Origin of the sequence: Bacillus sp. PAMC28748, from assembly GCF_014250415.1 — a bacterium.
Lineage (GTDB): Bacteria > Bacillota > Bacilli > Bacillales > Bacillaceae > Bacillus > Bacillus licheniformis.
On the sequence record NZ_CP060192.1, the window covers coordinates 3477030 to 3498682 of the forward strand.

At 46.3% G+C, this 21653-nt stretch carries 27 protein-coding genes and 1 pseudogene; 9 read left to right on the plus strand and 19 right to left on the minus strand.

Annotated features, from left to right (window positions below; genetic code table 11):
* Nucleotides 1-38: 38 nt before the first annotated feature.
* Nucleotides 39-1307 carry a threonine ammonia-lyase IlvA gene (gene ilvA / locus H7F26_RS17825; RefSeq protein ID WP_017474533.1) on the minus strand — a complete coding sequence of 423 codons (1269 nt, stop codon included), beginning with the start codon at nt 1305-1307 and terminating at the stop codon, nt 39-41.
* A gap of 233 nt (nt 1308-1540) precedes the next feature.
* Between ilvA and H7F26_RS17830 the strand changes: the two genes are divergently transcribed.
* A complete protein-coding gene (locus tag H7F26_RS17830) occupies nt 1541-2542 on the plus strand; it encodes a sigma 54-interacting transcriptional regulator (protein ID WP_003182804.1) in 1002 nt (333 codons plus the stop codon).
* A gap of 15 nt (nt 2543-2557) precedes the next feature.
* Nucleotides 2558-3199 (plus strand): PAQR family membrane homeostasis protein TrhA, encoded by a 642-nt coding sequence (locus H7F26_RS17835; protein WP_003182805.1) that lies wholly within the window; start codon nt 2558-2560, stop codon nt 3197-3199.
* 40 nt (nt 3200-3239) lie between these two features.
* Here the strand turns inward: H7F26_RS17835 and H7F26_RS17840 are convergent, their stop codons facing one another.
* The 11 genes from H7F26_RS17840 to H7F26_RS17890 form a co-directional block, all read right to left on the minus strand.
* Nucleotides 3240-3863: a hypothetical protein gene (locus H7F26_RS17840; protein WP_003182806.1), complete on the minus strand. Its 624-nt coding sequence runs from the start codon at nt 3861-3863 to the stop codon at nt 3240-3242.
* Between the two features lie 14 nt (nt 3864-3877).
* Nucleotides 3878-4366, minus strand: a complete 489-nt coding sequence (locus tag H7F26_RS17845; protein ID WP_003182807.1) for a dihydrofolate reductase — start codon at nt 4364-4366, stop codon at nt 3878-3880.
* Between the two features lie 355 nt (nt 4367-4721).
* Nucleotides 4722-5270 (minus strand): phosphatidylglycerophosphatase A family protein, encoded by a 549-nt coding sequence (locus tag H7F26_RS17850; protein ID WP_003182809.1) that lies wholly within the window; start codon nt 5268-5270, stop codon nt 4722-4724.
* A 15-nt stretch (nt 5271-5285) separates the two neighbouring features.
* Nucleotides 5286-5888: a YpjP family protein gene (locus H7F26_RS17855; protein WP_003182812.1), complete on the minus strand. Its 603-nt coding sequence runs from the start codon at nt 5886-5888 to the stop codon at nt 5286-5288.
* Nucleotides 5889-6159: 271 nt separating this feature from the next.
* A complete protein-coding gene (locus H7F26_RS17860) occupies nt 6160-6930 on the minus strand; it encodes a class I SAM-dependent methyltransferase (RefSeq protein ID WP_003182817.1) in 771 nt (256 codons plus the stop codon).
* A gap of 36 nt (nt 6931-6966) precedes the next feature.
* Nucleotides 6967-7401, minus strand: coding sequence for a BrxA/BrxB family bacilliredoxin (locus tag H7F26_RS17865; RefSeq protein WP_003182820.1), 435 nt, complete (start codon nt 7399-7401; stop codon nt 6967-6969).
* A 91-nt stretch (nt 7402-7492) separates the two neighbouring features.
* Nucleotides 7493-9169, minus strand: a complete 1677-nt coding sequence (gene ilvD, locus H7F26_RS17870) for a dihydroxy-acid dehydratase (protein WP_003182821.1) — start codon at nt 9167-9169, stop codon at nt 7493-7495.
* Nucleotides 9170-9498: 329 nt separating this feature from the next.
* On the minus strand, nt 9499-10635 hold the full coding sequence (locus tag H7F26_RS17875) for a conserved virulence factor C family protein (protein WP_003182823.1): 1137 nt from the start codon (nt 10633-10635) through the stop codon (nt 9499-9501).
* Between the two features lie 30 nt (nt 10636-10665).
* Nucleotides 10666-11337 carry an HD domain-containing protein gene (locus tag H7F26_RS17880; protein ID WP_003182825.1) on the minus strand — a complete coding sequence of 224 codons (672 nt, stop codon included), beginning with the start codon at nt 11335-11337 and terminating at the stop codon, nt 10666-10668.
* Nucleotides 11325-11804 (minus strand): glutathione peroxidase, encoded by a 480-nt coding sequence (locus tag H7F26_RS17885; protein WP_003182827.1) that lies wholly within the window; start codon nt 11802-11804, stop codon nt 11325-11327. Before H7F26_RS17885 ends, H7F26_RS17880 begins: the two co-directional genes overlap by 13 nt.
* 15 nt (nt 11805-11819) lie before the next feature.
* Nucleotides 11820-13499, minus strand: coding sequence for a formate--tetrahydrofolate ligase (locus H7F26_RS17890; RefSeq protein ID WP_011201679.1), 1680 nt, complete (start codon nt 13497-13499; stop codon nt 11820-11822).
* Nucleotides 13500-13650: 151 nt separating this feature from the next.
* Between H7F26_RS17890 and metA the strand changes: the two genes are divergently transcribed.
* Both metA and H7F26_RS17900 read left to right on the plus strand, forming a co-directional pair.
* Nucleotides 13651-14559 carry a homoserine O-acetyltransferase MetA gene (metA, locus tag H7F26_RS17895; RefSeq protein ID WP_011198058.1) on the plus strand — a complete coding sequence of 303 codons (909 nt, stop codon included), beginning with the start codon at nt 13651-13653 and terminating at the stop codon, nt 14557-14559.
* 270 nt (nt 14560-14829) lie between these two features.
* Nucleotides 14830-15981, plus strand: coding sequence for a diglucosyl diacylglycerol synthase (locus tag H7F26_RS17900; protein ID WP_003182832.1), 1152 nt, complete (start codon nt 14830-14832; stop codon nt 15979-15981).
* A gap of 49 nt (nt 15982-16030) precedes the next feature.
* Here H7F26_RS17900 and H7F26_RS17905 read toward each other — a convergent pair whose 3' ends face one another.
* Entirely contained in the window at nt 16031-16720 is a 690-nt protein-coding gene (locus tag H7F26_RS17905; RefSeq protein ID WP_009328042.1) for an AIM24 family protein, read from the minus strand.
* Nucleotides 16721-17004: 284 nt separating this feature from the next.
* Between H7F26_RS17905 and cspD the strand changes: the two genes are divergently transcribed.
* Nucleotides 17005-17205: a cold-shock protein CspD gene (gene cspD, locus H7F26_RS17910; RefSeq protein ID WP_003153604.1), complete on the plus strand. Its 201-nt coding sequence runs from the start codon at nt 17005-17007 to the stop codon at nt 17203-17205.
* Nucleotides 17206-17260: 55 nt separating this feature from the next.
* Here the strand turns inward: cspD and H7F26_RS17915 are convergent, their stop codons facing one another.
* Nucleotides 17261-17443 (minus strand): hypothetical protein, encoded by a 183-nt coding sequence (locus tag H7F26_RS17915; RefSeq protein ID WP_003182837.1) that lies wholly within the window; start codon nt 17441-17443, stop codon nt 17261-17263.
* Between the two features lie 159 nt (nt 17444-17602).
* On the opposite strand from H7F26_RS17915, the gene H7F26_RS17920 reads away from it, so the two are divergent.
* A complete protein-coding gene (locus H7F26_RS17920) occupies nt 17603-17869 on the plus strand; it encodes a DUF2564 family protein (protein ID WP_009328020.1) in 267 nt (88 codons plus the stop codon).
* A gap of 83 nt (nt 17870-17952) precedes the next feature.
* Here the strand turns inward: H7F26_RS17920 and H7F26_RS17925 are convergent, their stop codons facing one another.
* Both H7F26_RS17925 and H7F26_RS17930 read right to left on the minus strand, forming a co-directional pair.
* On the minus strand, nt 17953-18138 hold the full coding sequence (locus tag H7F26_RS17925; protein WP_003182841.1) for a zinc-finger domain-containing protein: 186 nt from the start codon (nt 18136-18138) through the stop codon (nt 17953-17955).
* Nucleotides 18131-18812, minus strand: a pseudogene (locus tag H7F26_RS17930) (ribonuclease H family protein). Before H7F26_RS17930 ends, H7F26_RS17925 begins: the two are co-directional and overlap by 8 nt.
* A 75-nt stretch (nt 18813-18887) precedes the next feature.
* Between H7F26_RS17930 and H7F26_RS17935 the strand changes: the two are divergent.
* From H7F26_RS17935 to sspL, 3 genes are read left to right on the plus strand one after another with little or no spacing between them, the layout of a single operon-like run.
* On the plus strand, nt 18888-19589 hold the full coding sequence (locus H7F26_RS17935; RefSeq protein ID WP_003182844.1) for a queuosine precursor transporter: 702 nt from the start codon (nt 18888-18890) through the stop codon (nt 19587-19589).
* On the plus strand, nt 19579-19977 hold the full coding sequence (locus H7F26_RS17940; protein WP_003182846.1) for a reverse transcriptase-like protein: 399 nt from the start codon (nt 19579-19581) through the stop codon (nt 19975-19977). Before H7F26_RS17935 ends, H7F26_RS17940 begins: the two co-directional genes overlap by 11 nt.
* Nucleotides 19978-20019: 42 nt before the next feature.
* Nucleotides 20020-20166 carry a small, acid-soluble spore protein L gene (gene sspL / locus H7F26_RS17945; RefSeq protein WP_003182847.1) on the plus strand — a complete coding sequence of 49 codons (147 nt, stop codon included), beginning with the start codon at nt 20020-20022 and terminating at the stop codon, nt 20164-20166.
* 10 nt (nt 20167-20176) lie between these two features.
* Here the strand turns inward: sspL and H7F26_RS17950 are convergent, their stop codons facing one another.
* From H7F26_RS17950 to H7F26_RS17960, 3 genes are all read right to left on the minus strand, one after another.
* Nucleotides 20177-21064: a 5'-3' exonuclease gene (locus H7F26_RS17950; protein WP_003182849.1), complete on the minus strand. Its 888-nt coding sequence runs from the start codon at nt 21062-21064 to the stop codon at nt 20177-20179.
* Between the two features lie 84 nt (nt 21065-21148).
* Nucleotides 21149-21298: a hypothetical protein gene (locus H7F26_RS17955; protein ID WP_003182852.1), complete on the minus strand. Its 150-nt coding sequence runs from the start codon at nt 21296-21298 to the stop codon at nt 21149-21151.
* Between the two features lie 79 nt (nt 21299-21377).
* Nucleotides 21378-21647 (minus strand): YpbS family protein, encoded by a 270-nt coding sequence (locus H7F26_RS17960; RefSeq protein ID WP_003182854.1) that lies wholly within the window; start codon nt 21645-21647, stop codon nt 21378-21380.
* Nucleotides 21648-21653 lie beyond the last annotated feature (6 nt).

The following is a 21653-nucleotide window of genomic DNA, read 5'->3' on the forward strand; positions in this document are numbered from 1 at the left end:
CGTTGTCTGTGATTTAGGTTTGTTTTCAAAAAAATTTCTTAAATCAGCAAATGAAAGAGCCCTTCATCTTTATTGACTTCGACATAGCGGAAGCCTTTCCTGTCCATTCTTACGATCAGCGGCTCGTAATCTTCGCGCTGCTTCAATTCGATGCCGACGAGCGCAGGGCCGCTGCTTTTATTATTTTTCTTCGTATATTCAAACCGGGTGATATCGTCGGTCGGCCCGAGCACTTCATCTAAAAATTCGCGCAAAGCTCCCGCCCTTTGCGGGAAGTTCACGATGAAATAATGCTGGAGTCCTTCATACATCATCGATCTGTCTTTGATTTCCTGCATTCTGCCGATATCGTTGTTTCCTCCGCTCACAATGCATACGACATTTTTCCCTTTAATTTCATCCCTGTAAAGATCTAAAGCGGCGATCGGCAGCGCTCCCGCAGGTTCGGCGACAATCGCGCATTGGTTGTACAGCTCAAGAATCGCGGTGCACACCTTTCCTTCAGGAACGAGCAAAATATCATCGACAACGGTTTCAAGCGTTTTAAATGTCTCTTCGCCGATTTTCTGCACAGCGGCTCCATCGACAAATTTATCGATTTTCTCAAGGATGACGACTTCGCCTTTTTTGTTTGATTCAAAAAGAGCCGGCGCGCCTTTAGGCTCAACCGCGATCAGCTTTGTATCCGGGGACACGTTTTTCATATAGGTTCCCACTCCTGAAAGCAGACCCCCTCCGCCTACGCTTGCGAATAAATAATGGGGTTCCGTTTCGATATCGTTTAAGATTTCGACCGCGACCGTACCCTGGCCAGCCATGACGGCAGGATCGTCAAACGGGTGGATAAATGCGCGCTTTTCTTCCTCGCAGCAGGCGACTGCGCTTTGATAAGCATCATCAAACGTGTCGCCTGTCAGGATGATCTCGACGTATTCCTTGCCGAACAATTCGACTTGGGAAATTTTTTGCCTCGGGGTCGTCGACGGCATAAAAATCTTTCCGTGAATACCGAGATGTTTGCAGGAAAAAGCGACTCCCTGCGCATGGTTTCCTGCACTGGCGCAGACCACCCCGTTTTTCGTCGTTTCTTTTGAAAGCTGCTTCATTTTATAATAGGCGCCTCTCAGTTTAAAAGAGCGGACAACCTGCAGGTCTTCTCTTTTTAAATATACGTTGCAATCGTACCTCTCGGACAGCCTCTCATTTTTTTGGAGAGGGGTATGAATAACAACATCTTTTACATTTTGGTGGGCTTTTAAAATGTCTTTGACTTGGATGAGAGAGTTTTCTTTAAGCAACGGTTTCATGTATAAGATCCTTTCTGTATAAAGCTTTATTTAATACGCCATTATATCATGAATATTCAAAATTTAAAGGGCAATTCTTTGTTATTTACAGAATATTATACACTTTCTCAATATATACGGGGTTCTTTTCGATTCTTAATGTGCAGGCCACATGCACTTTTTTTCAAAAAACTCTTTATTTGTTCTAATTGGGTGTTATAATAGAACCAATTAGAACCAAAAGGAGAGCCGCCATGATTAAACACACATATCCGTCCGTAGGTTTCTCCGAGCTGATCGGGGAATGCGATTCCTTTTTGCAAACGAAAAACAGAGCGATACAATTTGCAGCATCTTCCCATCCGATTCTGATTCATGGGGAAACAGGCACAGGCAAAGAGCTGTTCGCCAAAGCCATTCATTCCGGATCATCTTTCAAGGATGATCCCTTCACACATGTAAGCTGCAGCACGCTGGATGAAGATGAAACGGCTGAAGATTTTTTTCTTTCAGAGCTGAATGAGCCCGGAACCTTGTTTCTCGACGAAGTGTGGGGTCTATCCTTGCATCTCCAGGGCAGGCTTTTGGCAGCCATTGAAAAAGGGATGCAAAAAAGATTGATCACCTCTTCAAGCATGCCTCTCATTGAACGGATTGATAGCAGCGAATTCCGCAAGGACCTGTACTACAGGCTCAATGTGCTCGACCTTCCGCTTCCCTCTCTTAGTGAACGGCGAAGCGACATCCCCCTTCTCGTGCATCATTTTTTAAAAAGCGGGGATCATGACATATATGTCGAACCGGTCGTTTGGAAAGCTTTAGAGCAGCATGAGTTTGAGGGGAACGTCAGAGAACTCAAAAACATGACGGATTATATGATAACCGTCTCAGACGGAAAAACGATTCAGCTTTACGACACACCGCCCTCGTTAAGAGAACAAATCAAAAAAAAGAAGCCTAAGGACAAAAAAACGGCTTCGGCATCACTTACCTTAATGGAAAAAGAGGAGTTTGCGTTTTTGCTCGATGCAATCAAGCAATTAAATGAAAAAGGAGAGCCTGCCAGCCGCAGGGTTCTGTCCGAGCTGAGCAAAAGCGGCAAGTCGGAGCTTACACCCCAGCAAGTGAGAAGCAGATTGGATTATTTGGAAAAAAGAGAGTTTATTACAAAGGGCCGCGGAAGAGCCGGGACAAAAATCACGCTTGAAGGCCTCCGCTTTTTAAGCTCTTTAAAGCATCACATTATTCAAGATTAGAAAGGGTGTCTTGGTATGTACACGATTAAAGAAGAAATTGCTAATGCAATAACCCATGGACTCGGCGTCCTCCTGTCAATACCTGCCATCGTATTTTTGGTGATATTTGCGATCCGCTACGGAAGTCCGGTTGATGTTGTCAGCTTTTCAATTTTCGGCGCTTCCATGCTGTTCCTGTATTTAAGTTCGACCCTTCTGCACAGCATTCAGCACCAAAAAACAAAAGATATTCTGGAGATCATCGATCACTCAGCCATCTACGTACTGATTGCAGGGACATACACACCGCTGCTCCTCGGACCTTTGAAAGGCGCGCTAGGCTATACGATGCTTGCTGTCGTTTGGGGGCTTGCGATTGGCGGGGTTGTGTTTAAAATCTTTTTTGTGAAACGGTTTATCGTTGTCAGCACACTGGTATATCTTGTGATGGGCTGGATGGCGATCATTGCGATCAAGCCGCTTTATACGGCCTTGACCGGAGAAGGGTTCGCCCTGCTGCTTTTAGGGGGAATCTTGTATTCTGTCGGAACCATCTTTTATTTATGGAGAAAGATTCCATATCATCATGCGATATGGCACACTTTCGTGCTCGGCGGCAGCGCCTCAATGTTTTTCTGCGTGCTTTTCTACGTGGCAAAAGTGCCGTTTGTATCGTAAACGGCGAAAACCAGGCTTCCATTATGGGAGCCTGGTTTTTTTATGCCCGAAGCTGTTTGTTTTCAGTCATGACGTATGCCGGGTGGATCGTCAAATCGATATCAACAGGTCTCAGCCTCTTGAACAACGTGCCTTTTTTCATGTCTTCCGTACCGGCTGTTTCGACTGCAACGATCGGAATGCCGAGCCTTTTGGATAAAGATTTGTAATCGAGTCCGTCATCTTCAGACATAATAAAGCTTTGGCCTTTCCGGAGAATCTCTTCCACTTCTTCTAGCGATGCTTCCTTGTCGGCGCTTTTTCTGACCGCGGCCATTTTATTGAGCCAGCCGCTGATCAGCGGATAACGAAAGGCGCGCGGATCAGCAAAAAACGAAGCGGTTTTGTCAAGGTGTCCAAGCAGCACGGCAAGCTCTGACAGGCCGAGCTTTGGGTGCACATAAAGCACGGGGCCAGCCGGCGATCTTCCGTTCTGATGGATGGAAACGGTTGAACCGGTTAAGCCGATGCACCCTCGCAAAAAAGCTTTCGGCTTATCAAAGACAGCTTCCATCTGATTGGCATACGAAAGGCGCGGATCAAGTGTCTGCAGCGCCTGCAGAAGCTTGATATGCTTGATGAGCATATAGGCCGAATAAATCCATAAAAAACAATAGCGCAACATGAAAATCCTCTCCTCTATCCTTTTCTTTGATAAACGAGGAATTCGTAGTCATAAGGATTTTTGTCATCTTTCAGGCCTTTCCGCCTCGAAACGATTTCCCACTCAGCTTCGCTGAATTCAGGAAAGTACCGGTCCCCTTCAAAGGTTTCATCAATTTTTGTCACATACAGCTTGTCCGCAAAAGGCAGAATCTCCGTGTATAGTGTTGAACCGCCGATGACAAAACATTCTTCGTTTCTGTTTTTCGCAAACCGCACCGCTTCCTCTGCCGAGTGCATCACCTGACAATTCGGGATATCCAGTTCTTTATTGGATGTGACGATGATGTTCTCGCGGTGGGGCAAAGGTCTGCCGATGGACTCGAACGTCTTTCTCCCCATGATTACGGCGTGCCCTTTCGTCACCTCTTTAAAATACTTCAAATCTTGCGGCAGATGCCATGGCAAATCATTGTCTTTGCCGATCAGGCGGTTTCTGTCCATTGCAGCAATCAATGAGATCATTGTTTAATGCCTCCTTATGATGTTTGTAGCGAAATAATGCCGGATGATGCTCATCTTTTTGTGTGATCATCTGTGAACATGATGCATGAAGATGGAGGTTAAAGCTGTGATGAGAGGAACCTTTCTTCGAGGTTTTCATTCTGATCAGGCCGCCCGAATGCATTTGTCTCATTCCCCGTTTTGTTCAATTCCGGTTTTCTTACATATGACGGCACATATCCGCATGATGTTTCATTTTTTTCATCCTTTTGTAGTGTATCTTGTTTAACCTTTCGAAAACAAGACATTTTTCGAGAAAAGGCGTAAAATATGCCGCATAAAAAAACCCGCCTGATGGCGGGGACGGGCGAGTCTTTCAGCGGCTTTTCGCAACGCTCTGTCCGTCTGTTCTCTCTTCCTGCACTTCATCCTCAAGATCCTGATGCGAATGGGCAATTCGGCTTGCCGCCGCTGCCGCCAAAGCTGCGACGATATCATCAAGGAACGTATGAACCTCATCGTCCGGACAGTCGTCCAGTTCTTTAATGATGCCGAATTTTTCTTTATCCAGATAGCCGAAGTTCGTCAAGCCGATCGAACCGTAGACGTTTACGATCGATAGCGGGATAATCTCGTCGATCCCGTAAAGGGGTTCGTCCGTTTCGACCAAATATTGAAGCGGTTCAGGCAACAGCTTTTTCTCGGCCAGCTGGTCAAGCGCTATCCCCGTTAAAACGGCATGAACGATTTCCCTCTTATTTAAGACCTTTTCGACATTTTCAATGCATACATCAAGCGGGAGATCAGGATGGTATTTTTCCTGCAGCTTTTGTACGATCAGCGCGATATCCTCAATCGCAACCCCGCGCTCATTCAGCATATTTTTCGTTAAGTGCACCATTTCATTCATCGTATACTTCTTCATCTGCATCAATCTCCTTTAGTGACTCATCCAGTTAGGCGGTGTATTGCGGTCCCAGTAAATGCTTCCGAGATCGTGATGTTTTTGAAAGCCGTCTTCGGCAGTATGGTAATGAAAGTTAAACCAGTACCCTTTATGCGGCGGCTTGTCCCTGCGCACATGGAACCTTAGCACATCTTCCCCCGTTTTCCGATTGTAAACGTGGAAGATTCTCTCCGACTTCCCCGCCGTCGGCGTTTTGGAAATGACAAGATCCTGGTAAGCGTCATTGTCCTGCATTGTCATGAGATGGCTGACGATGATCTCCTCGATCTTTGGAAGCACTTCTTCCCTGTACTCGTCTTCAATGACCGGCGATATCCTGCTGCCGAATTTTACGAATGATAGATCTTCAGCTTCATTGAGCAGTTCATCCCTGTAGGTGTCAAATGAAGATTTGGATTCGCCGTCTTCATCAAGCTCGGGCTCTTCTTGCTTTTGATAAACAGCCGTATATCCGGATTCTTTCACGCTCTGATGCTCCTGCGGCTTGTCCGCCATCAATGCCGCAGGAGGAGATACAAGGCCGAACGTTGCAATTGTAAATAATGCGACAAGCGCTTTTCTCATCCACATCTTCATGACTGATTAGTTCCCTTCTGATCGCTTTTTCGTTTTCTCTTATTCTATCATAGGTTGAATTTTCAGTCATTCATAAAGTGGAGATGCTGATCTACAAAACGCCTTTTCTTTTAGCGATAAAACGTTTACAATCAAAGATGAAAATTCCAAATTTGGGAGTGATCGTTCATGGTTGAAGGTCTTTTTATAGCCGCTTCATTAATTACCCTCGCTTATTTTATCGTCATGGAAATCGCAGATTAAAAAAACCCAAGGTATATACCTTGGGTTTTCATTTTTCGAGGACACCGTAATGAAACAGGGCCGTTTTGCGTTTTTTTACGGAAAATCCGTATTTTTCAAAGCGCGGACTCTTCCAGTGGTCTTTCAGAACCACTCTTTTTCTGGCGACCCGAAGGGCTTCATGTAAAGCGCCGTCAAGCGTAAACTCGGAATGCGCCCACTTTCTTAAAGGGGCGATGCCGTCTGATTCTTTGATTCCATCATCAAACATCGGGTCGAAGTAGACGATATCTGCTGAAGCATCATCAAGTTCCAGCAGGTAATCAATGCTGTCGCCTGAATGAACCCGAATCCTTTTCATCGCCTGATCCAAAACGTCAAGGCCGGTCTCCCACGATTGAAGCCCCGCCTCGACAAGAAAAGCGAGAAGCGGGCTTTTTTCAATTCCGCGCACTTCGCCTTGTTCGCCTGCGGCAAGGCTCGCAATGATCGCGTCTGATCCAAGACCGAGCGTGCAATCGAGCACCTTGTCCCCCGGTTCAACTTGTGCAGCTTCGACAAAAGGGTCCGGTTCGCCTCTTAACATACGCTTGGCCCGGAACATCGCAGAGTTCGGATGGAAAAAGAACTTTTCACCTTCTGAATGATACAGCTCAAAGCGCTCTTTTCCAACCACGAGAACATCATCCTGCTCTGTTTGCCGAATTTGGCGAATCGGCCGTTTTCTCCGCTCGGAAAAGCGGGCGCCGAGCGTCCGGCTGATTTTTTCTGCTGTTAAAATCGTGCTTTCAGTCGGTCTGTAGCTTGTTGTGACAATCATGTTTTTCTCCGTAAAAAATGCCCTTCAAAGGGCATTTTAGCAATGTTTTTCAAAAGCGTCCGTAATGTTTTTCATAATCTCCGTCATTTCACGGCCTTCAATCTGTTCACGCGGAATGAAATGAACGACTTCTTTGCCTTTCAGCAGTGCCATTGAAGGTGAAGACGGTTCATATCCTTCGAAGTATTCCCTCATTTTTGCCGTTGCTTCACGATCCTGTCCGGCAAAAACTGTAACGGTCTCGTCAGGCCCTTTTTCGCTTCCGGAGACGGCCTGAACGGCTGCCGGTCGCGCCAGCCCTGCGGCACATCCGCAGACTGAGTTGACGACGACGAAAGTCGTGCCTTCTGCGTCTTCCATGAATGTCTCCACTTCTTCCGCGGTCGTTAACTCTTTAAAGCCGGCCTGCACCAATTCCTGACGCATCGGAAGAACAAGCTGGCGCATGTATTCTTCATAAGCTGTTGACATATTAAAAAGCCCCCTCTATAAACCTTGACTACTGATGTTTTCAAGGATACTACAGAGGGGGCTGAATTTCAAACGCCGGGCGAAAAAACCGCTAGATTTTCATAATGCCGCCGGTATTGGCAGATGTCACAAGCTTTGAATACCTGGCGAGATAGCCCGTTTTCACTTTCGGTTCAAAGCCGGGCCAGTTTGCTTTTCTTTTTTCCCATTCCTCATCGGAGATTTCGATGTTTAAAATCCGCTTTTCGATATCGACAACGATATGGTCGCCGTTTTCTACGAAAGCAAGCGGGCCGCCTTCGGCTGCTTCCGGTGAAACGTGGCCGATCGAAAGACCGCGGGAGGCTCCTGAAAAGCGGCCGTCGGTAATCAAGGCGACTTTCGGGCCGAGGCCCATTCCGACGATCTGTGAAGTCGGCGCAAGCATTTCAGGCATTCCCGGTCCGCCTTTAGGGCCTTCATAGCGGATGATGACGACATCTCCCGCTTTTACTTTACGGTTGATGATGCCGTCAAGCGCTTCTTCCTGTGAATCAAAGACAACCGCAGGTCCTTCATGGCGGGTAATCCCGTCTTGGACGCCGCCCGTTTTAATGATCGCACCGTCAGGAGCCAGGTTGCCGAACAGGACGGCGAGTCCGCCTTGCTCTGAAAACGGCTGATCGATCGGATGAATGACCTCGTAATCTTTCACTTCGCGTCCGGCAATATTTTCGCCAAGCGTTTTCCCCGTTACAGTCAGCGTATCCAAGTGAAGCGCGCCTTCTTTTTTCGACAGCTCGTTTAAGACTGCCGATACGCCTCCTGCTTCATGCAAATCTTCAATAAACACATCGGAAGCCGGTGCAAGCTTCGATAAATGCGGAACCCTTGCCGCTACCTCATTGATCCGTTCAAGCGAATAGTCTACACCCGCTTCATTGGCGATCGCAAGCGTATGAAGGATCGTATTCGTTGATCCGCCGAGCGCCATGTCTAAAGCGAACGCGTTGTCGATCGCTTTTTCGGTCACGATGTCGCGCGGTTTGATATCCGACTTGATCAGCTCCATCAGCTGGCGGGCCGACTGTTTGGCAAATTCCCTGCGGTCGGGCGATGTCGCCAAAATGGTGCCGTTGCCCGGCATGGCGATGCCAAGAGCTTCAGAAAGACAGTTCATCGAGTTCGCCGTAAACATGCCCGAGCATGATCCGCAAGTCGGACAGCCGAACTGTTCAAGCTCCTCGAGTCCTTTCTCATCGATTTTGCCTGATTGATAAGCGCCAACGCCTTCAAATACAGAGGAAAGCGAGATTTTTCGTCCGTCGCTCGTTCTTCCCGCTTCCATCGGCCCCCCGCTGACAAACACGGTCGGAATGTTGATCCGCATTGCCGCCATGATCATGCCCGGTGTGATTTTATCACAGTTTGGAATACATACCATTCCGTCAAACCAGTGCGCCGATACAACCGTTTCCACTGAATCTGCGATGATTTCGCGGCTCGGGAGAGAATACCTCATTCCAATGTGCCCCATCGCAATTCCGTCGTCGACCCCGATTGTATTAAATTCAAACGGAACACCGCCGGCCTCTCTGATCGCCTCTTTGACGATTTTTCCAAACTCCTGCAAATGGACATGACCCGGTACGATATCGATGTATGAGTTGCAAACGGCAATAAACGGTTTGCCGAAGTCCTCTTCTTTTACCCCAGCCGCGCGCAGCAAACTGCGGTGCGGCGCTCTGTCGATCCCTTTTGTAATCATGTCACTGCGTAAACCTGTCATCGTGATCCTCCTAAACATCTTCGTATTTACATTCTATATATTCTGAATATTCAGTTTTAAAAATTGTCTGTTAACCGCTTGCCGGACTGATCCGCAAGATGACGGCTGTTTTGATCTTCATCTGTAAATCATTCCCCATGAATCAGAACCTCCACATTCCATATGATTGCTAACTACTATATATATTTTCAGCTTGTTTTTCAACAATATTCGAAATATTTTTATAGAAAAAGTGATATTTTATTACAAGACGCGTGACTTTTTTCAGAATTCCCGGATCGATCGCCGCTTTTGAAGCATAAAAAAAGACGCTGTTTCCAGCGTCTTTGTCAGCTGTCTTTTTTGCGGCTTTCCGTCATTTGCTTCCATACGGAGCCTTTTGCTTCTTCACCGTATTCGATCCGTTCGATCGCCATTTTGATCTGAAGGCTGACTTCAAATTCCGGATCGTTTTCAGCTTCTTTTAAAGCGGGAAGCGCGCTTTCATCGCCGACTTCGTACAGAAACATGGCGGCTCTCCAGCGCACAAGCTTGCTCGGATCCTTCAGCGCTTTGATCATCGCCGGAATCGCTTCCGGGTTGCCGATGTCTGACAGACAATCGCCGGCCGTTCTTCTGACCGTGATGGTTTTGTCTTCGAGCGCTTTATATAAAAGGGGAAGCACCGCAGGCGTTTCGATCATGCCCAAATAAACGACAGCAAGCCTTCTGATCGATGTTTTCGGGTCATTGAGCGCTTTTTCGAGTACTGGAATATCCTCTTCAGTAGGATCCATTTGTTCAAGATGCGCATAGCGTTTTTGCCAATCTTCCTCATCCATCATTTCAAGCGTTACCCGGTAAGACTTTCGCTGCACAGCCGTACGTTTAGCCTCAGCATCGCTTGATGCAGCTGATTCCGTCAGCTTCCGCAGGCGCTCTTCATCGTAAGCCGCCTCCAGCTCTTCCGTTACTTCGCGGCCGATTTCTGAAAAATCGCCGAATCTGACGCCTTGCTCTTTCCAAGACCGTTCGAGCACGACGTTGGAAGACGCGGTTTTAAGCTTCAAGATCGCTTCCTGGAAACGTTCTGGAAGGCCGAAGCGCTCCTCGCGCTCGCCGTCGGTCAATTTCACCTGCATCGGTATTCCGCTGAACATTTGCACGAAAACTTTAACCTCGCCGAACGATTCTTTTTCTTCGGAACGGCCCTCCGCCTCTTCGGCTTCATCCATTCCGAATGCAGCGCGCACCTTAGGAAGGATGTCTTTCCAATCAAATCTCGCATTGCGCTCGACAGCGATAAAATCGGCCACATGATAGACGCCTTTTACTCCGTCTATGTTTAAAACTTCCTGGATGACGGGAGGTGCGCCTTCCGCATGATCCTTTTTATAATTATTGCTTTTTCCACCCGGCAGTTCCTCGGTCAAAATCACCTTCATTGTATTCGGACTCGGTGTCGGTTCTATCGATTTAATTTTCATCATTGTCCCCCTCTGTTTAAAGATCCGGTCTTATTCTACCATAACCCCCAGCCCTGATCTATCAAGGCGGCTTTCTCTAGAGAAGGCGCATTCATTTTCCAGTTCGCCGAGGAATTCGAGCATCAGCTTATGCCTTTTTTCTGCGAGCATCCGTCCCGTCTTTGTATTCATCAAATCTTTTAAAAGGAGAAGCTTCTCGTAAAAGTGGCCGACTGCAGTAGGTGCATTGCCGCCCCCATAGAGGAGATGGCCCTTTGCACCCGCATACATCAAAGCCCTGGCGATCCCGACGGCGCCGATCGCATCAAGCCGATCGGCATCCTGGACAGCCATTCCTTCTTTTGAAAGAAGTTCGTCTTTATATTTCTCTCTGTCTCTGAATGAAATTCTTGTGATGATAGCAAAAATCCCGTCAACCGTTTCCGGATCGACCTTCCATTCTTCGGACAGGCGCCTTTTCAGCTCCTGCAGCGGAACCCGGTGCTCATCGGACAGCTTTTCATCAATCACATCATGGAGAAGTGCGCAAGCTTCGGTCATAAACAGGTCTGCACCCTCTTCTTTTGCGATCTGAAGGCTTACGTTCCTCACCCTTTCGGTATGCAGCCAGTCATGACCTGTGCCTTCGGCAGAAAGCTTCTCTTTTACCCATTCGGACATCAAGCGGATCTGTTCTGTTTGTTCCTGATTCAGCCCAGCCATTTCTGAATGGTCTCCTCCATCTCCTTTGGATTGGTTTGCGGTGAAAAGCGCACAACGTTTTCTCCGGTTTGATCGACGAGAAATTTTGTGAAATTCCATTTGACCGCTTTTGTTCCAAGCATGCCCTTCGCCTTGTTCGTCAAGTGGCGGAACAGCGGGTGGATTTGATCCCCTTTTACATTCACCTTCGAAAACATCGGAAACGTGACACCGTAATTGACGCTGCAAAATTCTTCAATGCTTTTTTCATCGCCCGGCTCCTGATTCATGAATTGGTTGCTGGGAAAGCCGAGAATCTCAAGCCCCCGGTCTTTATATGTTTCATACAAGTCTTGAAGCTGCTGATATTGAGGTGTAAATCCGCACTTCGAGGCGGTGTTGACGATGAGCAGCACTTTGCCTTTATACGGCCGCAGTGTCGTGTCCTCGCCTTTAATCGTCTTGACGCTGATATCGTAAATGGACATGACGGTCCCTCCTTTTTAGAATAAACCTTTGGCTCTGCCGCTTTCGTCGACATCCATCTTAAGCGCGGCAGGGTGTTTCGGCAGCCCCGGCATTGTTAAAATACTGCCTGTCAAAGCGACGATAAATCCCGCGCCCCTCGATGGTTTTAATTCGCGGACGGTGATGCTAAAATCTTGCGGCCTGCCGATTTTACCCGGGTCATCTGATAAAGAATACTGAGTTTTCGCCACGCAGACAGGCAGTCCGTCCAACCCGTTCTTTTTCAATTCAAGCAGCTGTTTTTTCGCCTTTTCGGTAAACTCTACCCCTTCGGCGCCATAAACGGTGCGGGAGATCTTGGCTAATTTGTCTTCGATCGAGTCGGTTAATTCGTATAAATAGGAAAACCTGTTGTCTTTTTGCTCCATGACATGAATGACTTCCCTTGCGAGATCAGTCCCGCCTTTTCCGCCCTCTTCCCAAACATTGCAAAGTGCAGCCGGATGTCCGTTGTCTCTGCACCAGCCAAGAACGGCCTCAAGCTCGTCCTCCGTGTCCTGTACGAATCTGTTGACAGCCACAACGTATGGAAGACCGAAGGCATCTATCGTTTCGATATGCTTCGCAAGGTTGGCAATTCCCCTTTTTAATGCTTCCAGGTCTTTTTGCTTCAAATCGGCGAGAGGCGTTCCGCCATGCATTTTCAGCGCTCTGACGGTGGCGACGATCACGACCGCCCCCGGTGTGAACCCGCCGGCTCTCGTTTTGATGTGCATGAATTTTTCCGCCCCCAAATCAGCGCCAAATCCCGCTTCAGTCACGACATAGTCAGCCAGCTTCGCAGCCGTTTTTGTCGCGATCAGACTGTTTGCCCCGTGGGCGATGTTTGCAAACGGTCCTCCGTGGACGAGCGCCGGTGTTCCTTCAACAGTCTGAACAAGGTTTGGTTTGATAGCATCTTTTAACAGGAGGGCAAGCGCTCCCTGCACACCGAGCATGCCGGCCGTTACCGGCTGTCCGTCGACTGTGTAGGCGACGATCATCGAAGCCAGGCGCTTTTTTAAATCGGCCAAGTCTCTGGCCAGGCATAAAACGGCCATGATTTCCGAAGCGACAGTAATGTCAAAGCCGTCTTCCCTGGGAAATCCGTTCGCTTTTCCGCCCAGGCCGACAACGGTTTCACGCAGCGCCCTGTCATTGAGATCAAGCGCCCTTTTCCAGACGATTTTTCTGATATCGATGTTTAATTCGTTTCCCTGATGAATATGATTGTCTATGAAAGCCGCCAAAGCGTTGTTTGCAGCTGTGATCGCATGCATATCTCCCGTAAAGTGAAGGTTGATGTCCTCCATCGGAAGAACCTGGGAATACCCTCCTCCGGCAGCCCCGCCTTTCAAGCCCATTGTCGGACCGAGTGAAGGCTCCCTCATCGCCACGATCGATTTTTTGCCAATCTGCCAGAGCGCCTGGCTCAATCCGACGGTGACAGTCGACTTCCCTTCGCCGGCCGGTGTCGGGTTGATGGAGGTTACCAAAATCACCTGGCCATCGGGTTTTTCTTTCAAACGCTCAAAAATTTTCAAAGAAATTTTCGCTTTTGTGCAACCAAAACACTCTATTTCTTCGTCATTTATATTGAGTTTCCGTGCAATTTCGGTAATCGGTTTTAATTCCGTTCTTTGTGCGATTTCTATGTCTGATAAATGGGATTTCATTTGCAAGAGGAGCCTCCTTTTGGTTCATCACACGATGATTTTCCATATTTTTCACACACTTCTTTTATTGTAACACAATTCACACATTGAAATATCGCCAAAAAGTTCCTATAATGAAGAAAAATCAGCGGAGAAAACCGGAGGTGGCGTGTTGCCTATCAACATACCTATCAATTTGCCAGCAAAGCAGATTCTTGAAAGTGAAAATATTTTTGTCATGGATGAAAAACGGGCTTTTCATCAGGACATCAGACCTTTAAATATTGTGATTCTTAATCTGATGCCGCAGAAAATCAAGACCGAGACACAGCTGCTCAGGATGCTCGGGAATTCTCCTTTACAGGTATATTTCACTTTTTTAATACCGTCTACACACACGCCAAAACATACACCAAGGCAGCATTTGGAACAGTTTTATACAACTTTTTCTTCAATCAGGGACCGAAAATTCGACGGCATGATTATTACCGGTGCGCCGATCGAGCATTTGGAGTACGAAGAGGTATCCTATTGGGAAGAACTCCGGGAGATTTTAGACTGGAGCAAAACGCATGTCACGTCAACGCTTCACATCTGCTGGGGAGCGCAGGCGGGACTGTATCATCACTACGGCATTCGCAAAGTCAAACTGCCGAAAAAGACATTTGGCGTTTTTGAACACAGAATAATGGAGAAAAATGAAAGACTGGTCAGAGGCTTTGAAGAGTTCTACTATGTCCCGCACTCCAGGCATACAGATATCAATATGGATGACCTTAAAGCCGTTTCCCATTTAAAAGTGCTCAGCATATCCGATGAAGCGGGCGTCTGTTTAATTGCTTCAAAGGATGAAAAACAAGTTTTTTTAACTGGACATCCTGAGTATGATACAGATACTCTTAAAGAAGAGTATGAAAGGGATTTAGCCAGGAACATGGAGATTGATCCGCCGGTGAATTATTTTAAAGAAGGGCCGGATGGCGCGGTACCTGTAAACCGCTGGAAAGCCCATGCGACTCTTTTGTTCATGAATTGGCTGAACTACTACGTTTACCAGGAAACGCCGTATGAGTGGAAATGAAATTCTCATGCCCTGGTCTGATGCAAGACATTCAAAATGTGTTAAAATACAGTTGGGTTAGTCTTCCACAATGGGGATTCGGCTTTGCCGCGAAAGCGGGAATAATAAGGAACCCAGCGCTTTCCTGCCGATCCATACTTTAAAAATACCTTAATTTTTGTTCTTCATTTATAATTAAAATAATATTTATGGTATGGTATGAGTGGACTTTGACTCCTGTTTTTTTACCATTTTAGCTCTTGCTGTTTGAATTAATTGAGGTGAATATGCTTGAATACCAATAAAAATATATTAATTTTGACTGCAAATTACGGAAATGGCCATGTTCAAGTAGCCAAAACGCTCTACCAAGAGTGCGAAAGGCTCGGTTTTAAGAATGTAACTGTTTCGAATTTGTATCAAGAATCAAATCCGATTGTGTCAGAGATTACGCAGTATCTCTACTTGAAAAGCTTCTCAATCGGCAAACAGTTTTATCGCCTTTTCTACTATGGAGTCGATAAAATTTACAATAAAAGGAAGTTTAATATTTATTTCAAAATGGGAAATAAACGGCTGGACCAACTGGTTAAAAAACATCAGCCAGACATTATCATCAATACGTTTCCAATGATTGTCGTGCCCGAATACAGACGGAGAATGGGAAAAGTCATTCCGACTTTTAACGTCATGACGGATTTCTGTCTTCATAAAATTTGGGTCCACGAACATATTGATAAATATTACGTAGCAACTGATTACGTGAAGGAAAAGCTGCTCGAGATCGGCACTCACCCTAGCAACGTCAAGATCACGGGCATTCCGATCCGCAGGCAGTTTGAAGAAGAAATGGACAAAGATAAAATCTACGAGAAGTATCAGCTGTCTCCCGACAAGAAGATATTGCTGATCATGGCAGGCGCCCACGGGGTTCTTAAAAACGTAAAAGAACTGTGTGAATCTCTGGTGACGAAAGAGGATGTTCAAGTCGTTGTCGTGTGCGGAAAAAATACGATGCTGAAATCTTCATTGGAAGACATTGAAGCCCTTTATCCAAACAAGCTGAGAACGCTCGGTTACATCGAAAGAATTGACGAGCTGTTCAGGGTGGCAGACTGCATGATCACAAAGCCGGGCGGAATCACCCTGACGGAGGCCACGGCAATCGGCGTTCCCGTCATCCTTTACAAGCCTGTTCCCGGACAGGAAAAGGAAAATGCCCTGTTCTTCGAAGACAGAGGGGCTGCCATCGTCGTCAACAGGCATGAGGAGATTCTTGAGTCAGTCTCTTCCCTTTTGGCTGATGAGAAAAAATTAAACGAAATGAAGAAAAACATTAAAAGCCTGCATTTATCCAATTCATCAGAAGTCATCCTGACGGACATTATCGAGCAGTCTGAAATCATCATGAACAAAAAACAGACTGTCCGGGCGCTGTCCTAAAAAACGCCCGATTCAAAAAAACACTTGCTCTGCAAGTGTTTTTTTGATGCTAAGATTCCGAGTAATAAACTTCTTCAAATGGCTGTACAACGACAAACCCATTCCCTGAAAACTTCATTTGGATGGATTCCCCGCTTCCCCTGCCGATGAACGTCTTAAAAGAAACATCTGTCACAAATTCAGGCTGAAGGCTTCCAGACCAGGCAACCGTTGCGTTTGGATCGGTATAGACGGGGCTTTCCGGGGTTACGATCAAAGTGAGCGGCTCGTAGTGGCTTGTAATGGCAGCCATTCCAGTTCCCTCAAGCTTAATGTTAAACAGTCCGCCGGCCAGCATGCCGGAAATTCTTTTCATCAGTTTAATGTCCCAATGGATCGACGGTTCAAATGCGAGCAGATCATGTCCATTTACAAATATGGAGTCATCTTTCAAGTTTAAGATGGATATCTTCTTTCCCTGATCCGCTAGATACACCTTTCCGTTTCCTTCCGCTTTCATCAGGGCAGCCCCTTCGCCGCTGAACACTTTTTTCACCATCCGTCCAATTCCGTGTTCAAATACCCCTTCTCGCTTAAATTTGACTCTTCCTCTATAGGAAACCATTGAACCGGCCTTTGCCCACACTTTTCCGTCGAGATTGACTTCCAAGAGACGGGGCGTTTCCATTTCAAACAGCCCCTCCCCTTTGTCTTCCTGCTGGGTTTTGGATACAAACTCATCAACTGAATAACGGTTCATCTCTAAACACTCCTGTTCGCATTCCTGATATTGGTTTTATTATATACGGACCGACGCTTAAAATGTTTCACCCGCTTTGCGAAAAATGATGATGAATAACCATAAATTGAAAACGATTTCAAAGAAATTCCTAAAAAAAGCATTAAAGTTCATTTTTTTCTCTTGACAGCTTGACGAAGCATCCATGGATAGTGTATAGTGAAACCATCATTTAGCAGAACACCGTTAGATGATGAAAATTTTTTTTAGCACATTGTGCTACAGTACTAGGAGGATTAAGCAATATGCAAAACGGTAAAGTAAAATGGTTTAACAATGAAAAAGGCTTCGGCTTCATCGAAGTTGAAGGCGGAGACGATGTATTCGTTCATTTCACTGCAATCGAAGGTGAAGGATACAAATCTCTAGAAGAAGGACAAGAAGTTTCTTTCGAAATTGTTGAAGGTAATCGTGGACCTCAAGCATCTAACGTTGTGAAGCTTTAACAAAATCAAGACAAAATGAGACTTCAAATAAGAGGAGAGGCAATTTCTGCCTCTCCTATTTAATTTTCAGCTGAATTTCGATCGCCAGTATATTTTGCTTCAGCCTTTGCTCGATTTCCTCAATGTTCTTCTCGAGAGATGGACGCCCCTTTTTCGCGATATCAACGAGCTGTTCAAGATCTTTATATACCTCCACAAATGTCTTGTGAAGAACGGTTTGCAGTTCATTGCTTTCCACTGTTCCTCAGACTCCTTTTTTTATGATTACCTAAATTAGTAATAAAGACTTATATTTTTTAGGTTCAATAGTTATATCGGATTAATTTTACTTTATTTTTTCTATTTTACACATAAAAATGCCTTTTTTAGAAAAAATACTTGTCGGAGGTGTATGATCATGAAATCAGACCATCGCGATGATCTCGAAACCGGATTTAATCAGCGCAAGCAGCTTGAAATTGCCGTAGAAACTGCTCAAAAAACGACGGGAATGGCAACGAGGCAAAAGAGCTCCACTTTGCTGAAATCGGCGTATCAATCCATTGAAGATGCCAGACAGCTGTCACAGGCTGAGGAATTAGCCGCACTGGATGAAGATTTTTTAAACGAACAGCTCAACATACTAAATGATTGCCAGCATCAGCTTGATGAATCACAGCATTAAAAAAACCGCTGAACGCGGTTTTTTAGCGTGGCCCGAAAACCCCAGATTGCATGGATTATGGCCTATAGGGGAATTTTCGGGGATCAATTTTTGTTTGTCAGCACGTCTCCATAGGTGCGGAGCTTTTCTCCGACCGTACATTTTGAAATGCAAAATGCGTGGGCATACGTTTTTCCGTATTCTTTTCTGAAGTGTTTTTTGATGAAGCACCCTTCACAGTAGGTGTCCTGCAAATGTGTCAGTTCCTTAAAGATCTCTTTCTTATCCAAAACGTTCATCTCCGTTATTCATCTAGTTTGATTGTGCTTTCCACAATGGTATGCTCAAGCATTTTTTTTGCGAGCTGGTCCGCTTCCTTATTGTCTTTACGGCTGATTTGAATATAGGTGGGCGTGAGCTTTAATTTTTGAAGCTGGCTTTCGATTCTGTCCAGCCATTTCGAATGAACGGGATCATAGCATGGCCAGCTGCCTTCAAGCTGATTCAGAACGACGAGCGAATCCCCTTTAATGACGACGGAGTTCCTGCTTGCCCCGAGGTCTCTAAGCTCTTTAACGGCTTCGTAGAGAGCCGCATATTCCGCTTCGTTATTCGTTGTCAGCCGAAAGCTCTTATTCTTTCTCAATCGATACCTTTCCCCGCCAAGGGAGTAATAAATCACAATGCCTAAACCGGCGAGCTGACTTTCTTTATCATAGCTGCCGTCAAAATACACGGTGATCTCATCCGGTTCAGCCGCAAGTTCTTCTTTCAGCTTTTCCAGTTCTTTCAGGGTCCAAAAGCTGCCCTTCTCATCTTCGAATTCAAGTTCAGTGACATACGGGCTTTGAGAAAGCTGACGCCCCGCCGCCACTGCCTCTTTCACTTCGATCCATTCATCGGCTGTAAATTGAATGGGTGAAGACCCTTTAATCTTGATTTTCATTCCTGCTCTCAGTTTCACAAAATCACCTTTATTCAAATTATGGCTTGTTATGCTATAATCAAAACAGTTTATTCAGAAAGGAAGTACCCGTTCTTGTTTAACGAAATATTATGGATTAGTTTTGCGATCATTAATTTTATCATTGTTCTCTTCTTTTTTAAACGATTTGGCAAGACCGGTTTATTTGTCTGGATCGGTTTTGCGACAGCCGCCGCCAATATCGAGGTAGTCAAAACGGTCGAGCTGTTCGGTTTGACTGCGACGCTCGGCAACATCCTGTACGGAAGCGTGTTTTTTGCGACCGACGTCATCAATGAAAGATACGGAAAGGAAGAAGCGAAAAAAGCCGTTTCAATCGGTTTTTTCATTCTGATTACCTTGACGCTCGTCATGCAGGGAGCGCTCCTATTCAAGCCGCATCCCGAAGACATCGCACAGCCTGCGCTGGAGACGATATTCGGCTTCTTGCCCCGCGTGGCCCTCGGCAGCCTGCTCGCCTATATCATCAGCCAAACGCTTGATGTTTATGTATATTCGGGAATCAGAAGGTTATTTCCTTCCGACCGGGCACTGTGGCTTCGCAACAGCGGCAGTACAGCCTTAAGCCAGCTGCTTGATACGTTGATTTTTACGAGCGTCGCGTTTATGGGCGCTTATCCGCTGGATGTATGGATTCAGATTTTTATCACGACATACGTCTTGAAATTCGTTGTAGCCGTATTCGCAGCGCCGTACGCTTATGCCGCTAAAAGGATCACCCCTTTGGATGAAAGGAGCGAAAACAATGCCGGTTGAGGTGTATATTGACGGAGCAAGCGCCGGGGATCCCGGACCGTCCGGACTTGGCATTTTTATCAAAGACGGCCAGAAGACCGAGTCCTTCTCCCTTCCCGCCGGCTCACTGAGCAACCATGAAGCAGAATTCATGGCGCTGATCGAAGGAATGAAGCTGTGCGCCGAACGAAACTACCGGATCGTTTCGTTTCGGACCGATTCGCAGATCGTCGAGCGCACGGCGGATTCGGAGTTTGTCAAAAATCAGGCTTTCAAGCCTTATCTGGATGCTATCATCCGCTTAAAAAAGGATTTTGATTTATTTTTTATCAAGTGGATTCCTTCGAAGTCAAATCAAGCGGCTGACAAGCTTGCGAAAAAAGCGATATTGCTGAACCAACCCGAGTAAATTCCATTCCCGCTGCACATCATAACGAGTGAGGTGGTTCATGTGGAAAAACAGCATTCAGCAGGAAGAGGCCGTCTGACAGGCGGTGTCACGCCCCAGGGTGATATTGTATTGAACCGGGATAACCGTCATACAGACCCAAAAACCGAGCTTGAAAACCGGGCGAAAAAAAGCAATACAAAACATTAGAGAGATCGGTTTATCCGATCTCTCTTTTTTCGAATTTCATCAGCAGCGGCTCGATTCCCCGTATTTGATGAAGTCTCAGCATCTCCTTTGCCCTGTCATGCATCAAGGTGAAGTCCGCATCGTCCAATGAGCAGGAAAGCGGTACATCGCATTTAATTTCTGCAAGAATTCTGGACATCTTCAGATCTTCTAGACATTCGGTTATTTTCGTCTGCTGGCCCTTCGTCAGCTGACCGATGTTTTCCAGCAGCCGGTCAACAGTCGAATATTCCTTGATCAGCTTGTAGGCCGTTTTTTCGCCGATGCCTTTTACACCCGGATAATTATCGCTTGTATCGCCCATCAGCGCTTTAATGTCAATCAAAGCTTTCGGTTCGATACCTGTCTCTTCACTGAATGATTCTTCTGTGTATACCTTATAATTGCCGATTCCTTTTTGAAGCAGGGCAACTTTAACATTGACTGTTAAAAGCTGAAGTAAATCTTTATCACCGGTGACGATCGTGATGTCCGCTTCTTCGCTGAACATCGCTGTCAGGGTGCCGATGCAGTCATCGGCTTCATAGCCCGCAAGGCCGATATTTAAAATCCCGAGCTCTTCCGCCGCTTCCTTCGCCATGTCAAATTGCGGAATCAATTCTAGAGGCGGCTCGCTCCGGTTCGCTTTATAGTCCTTAAATAAATCGTTTCGGTACGTTTTGCTTCCCATGTCCCAGCAGCAGATGACATGGCTCGGTTCAAACGCAGACGCAGCGGTTAACAGATGCTTTAAAAAACCGTGAACCCCGTTTGTCGGCACGCCTTTGTCATTCAGCATAAAATTGCGGTGCACCGCAGTCGCAAAAAAAGACCGGAATAATAAAGCCATCCCGTCTACAAGCAGCAGCTTCTTGTTCATTATGGAAACTTCCTTTCATCATACAATGCACTTATTGTACCACAGGAGCAAAAATGATGAAAACAGCGTCTAGCGACGCTGTTTCTATTTTTGGTGCTGTTTTTTGCTTGAGATTAATTTTGCGGCTTCCATTTGCGAATAGGATTCAGTCGCAAATTCAGTGTTAAAGCCGTTCTTCTTTTTAGCGTTGTTGTTTCGCTGTGCATTCGCGTTGCCAAGCTTTGTTCTTCCCATTACACTTCACCTCCAGCGGGCGGGTCATGGTTTATGTTTTGCAAAAACACATGACGCCACACGCGGAAGGATCCACCAGCTAGGCCTGCGGATATTTTCGGCTGACGTATTCGGCAACCATTTCCTTCGAGACGAGCCGTCTTGTGGGAACGATGCCTTTTTTGGCCAATTCGTTCATCTGCACTGTAATTTGGTTGATGAGGTCGGTTGAAAATGCTTCGTTACGCCGGCACTTATCGACCACATCATCGATTGCTTTTTCCCTCTCCTGTTCGAGACGCACGAACTGCTTGATGTGCTGGTGCTGTTTTTTTGAATGTGCTGTAATCGCTTCATGAACGTTTGTCATCGTCTA

What these genes read in the sequence shown, in the direction of transcription:
- H7F26_RS17855 (WP_003182812.1), bottom strand. Translation starts at nt 5,888, where the DNA reads ATGAAGATGTGGATGAGAAAAGCGCTTGTCGCATTATTTACAATTGCA.
- ilvA (WP_017474533.1), bottom strand. Translation starts at nt 1,307, where the DNA reads ATGAAACCGTTGCTTAAAGAAAACTCTCTCATCCAAGTCAAAGACATT.
- H7F26_RS17875 (WP_003182823.1), bottom strand. Translation starts at nt 10,635, where the DNA reads ATGAAAATTAAATCGATAGAACCGACACCGAGTCCGAATACAATGAAG.
- H7F26_RS17835 (WP_003182805.1), top strand. Translation starts at nt 2,558, where the DNA reads ATGTACACGATTAAAGAAGAAATTGCTAATGCAATAACCCATGGACTC.
- H7F26_RS17860 (WP_003182817.1), bottom strand. Translation starts at nt 6,930, where the DNA reads ATGATTGTCACAACAAGCTACAGACCGACTGAAAGCACGATTTTAACA.
- H7F26_RS17950 (WP_003182849.1), bottom strand. Translation starts at nt 21,064, where the DNA reads ATGAACAAGAAGCTGCTGCTTGTAGACGGGATGGCTTTATTATTCCGG.
- H7F26_RS17890 (WP_011201679.1), bottom strand. Translation starts at nt 13,499, where the DNA reads ATGAAATCCCATTTATCAGACATAGAAATCGCACAAAGAACGGAATTA.
- H7F26_RS17840 (WP_003182806.1), bottom strand. Translation starts at nt 3,863, where the DNA reads ATGTTGCGCTATTGTTTTTTATGGATTTATTCGGCCTATATGCTCATC.
- H7F26_RS17865 (WP_003182820.1), bottom strand. Translation starts at nt 7,401, where the DNA reads ATGTCAACAGCTTATGAAGAATACATGCGCCAGCTTGTTCTTCCGATG.
- H7F26_RS17845 (WP_003182807.1), bottom strand. Translation starts at nt 4,366, where the DNA reads ATGATCTCATTGATTGCTGCAATGGACAGAAACCGCCTGATCGGCAAA.
- ilvD (WP_003182821.1), bottom strand. Translation starts at nt 9,169, where the DNA reads ATGACAGGTTTACGCAGTGACATGATTACAAAAGGGATCGACAGAGCG.
- H7F26_RS17885 (WP_003182827.1), bottom strand. Translation starts at nt 11,804, where the DNA reads ATGTCCATTTACGATATCAGCGTCAAGACGATTAAAGGCGAGGACACG.
- H7F26_RS17955 (WP_003182852.1), bottom strand. Translation starts at nt 21,298, where the DNA reads ATGGGAAGAACAAAGCTTGGCAACGCGAATGCACAGCGAAACAACAAC.
- H7F26_RS17830 (WP_003182804.1), top strand. Translation starts at nt 1,541, where the DNA reads ATGATTAAACACACATATCCGTCCGTAGGTTTCTCCGAGCTGATCGGG.
- H7F26_RS17880 (WP_003182825.1), bottom strand. Translation starts at nt 11,337, where the DNA reads ATGGCTGGGCTGAATCAGGAACAAACAGAACAGATCCGCTTGATGTCC.
- H7F26_RS17960 (WP_003182854.1), bottom strand. Translation starts at nt 21,647, where the DNA reads ATGACAAACGTTCATGAAGCGATTACAGCACATTCAAAAAAACAGCAC.
- H7F26_RS17850 (WP_003182809.1), bottom strand. Translation starts at nt 5,270, where the DNA reads ATGAAGAAGTATACGATGAATGAAATGGTGCACTTAACGAAAAATATG.
- H7F26_RS17940 (WP_003182846.1), top strand. Translation starts at nt 19,579, where the DNA reads ATGCCGGTTGAGGTGTATATTGACGGAGCAAGCGCCGGGGATCCCGGA.
- H7F26_RS17905 (WP_009328042.1), bottom strand. Translation starts at nt 16,720, where the DNA reads ATGAACCGTTATTCAGTTGATGAGTTTGTATCCAAAACCCAGCAGGAA.
- H7F26_RS17920 (WP_009328020.1), top strand. Translation starts at nt 17,603, where the DNA reads ATGAAATCAGACCATCGCGATGATCTCGAAACCGGATTTAATCAGCGC.
- cspD (WP_003153604.1), top strand. Translation starts at nt 17,005, where the DNA reads ATGCAAAACGGTAAAGTAAAATGGTTTAACAATGAAAAAGGCTTCGGC.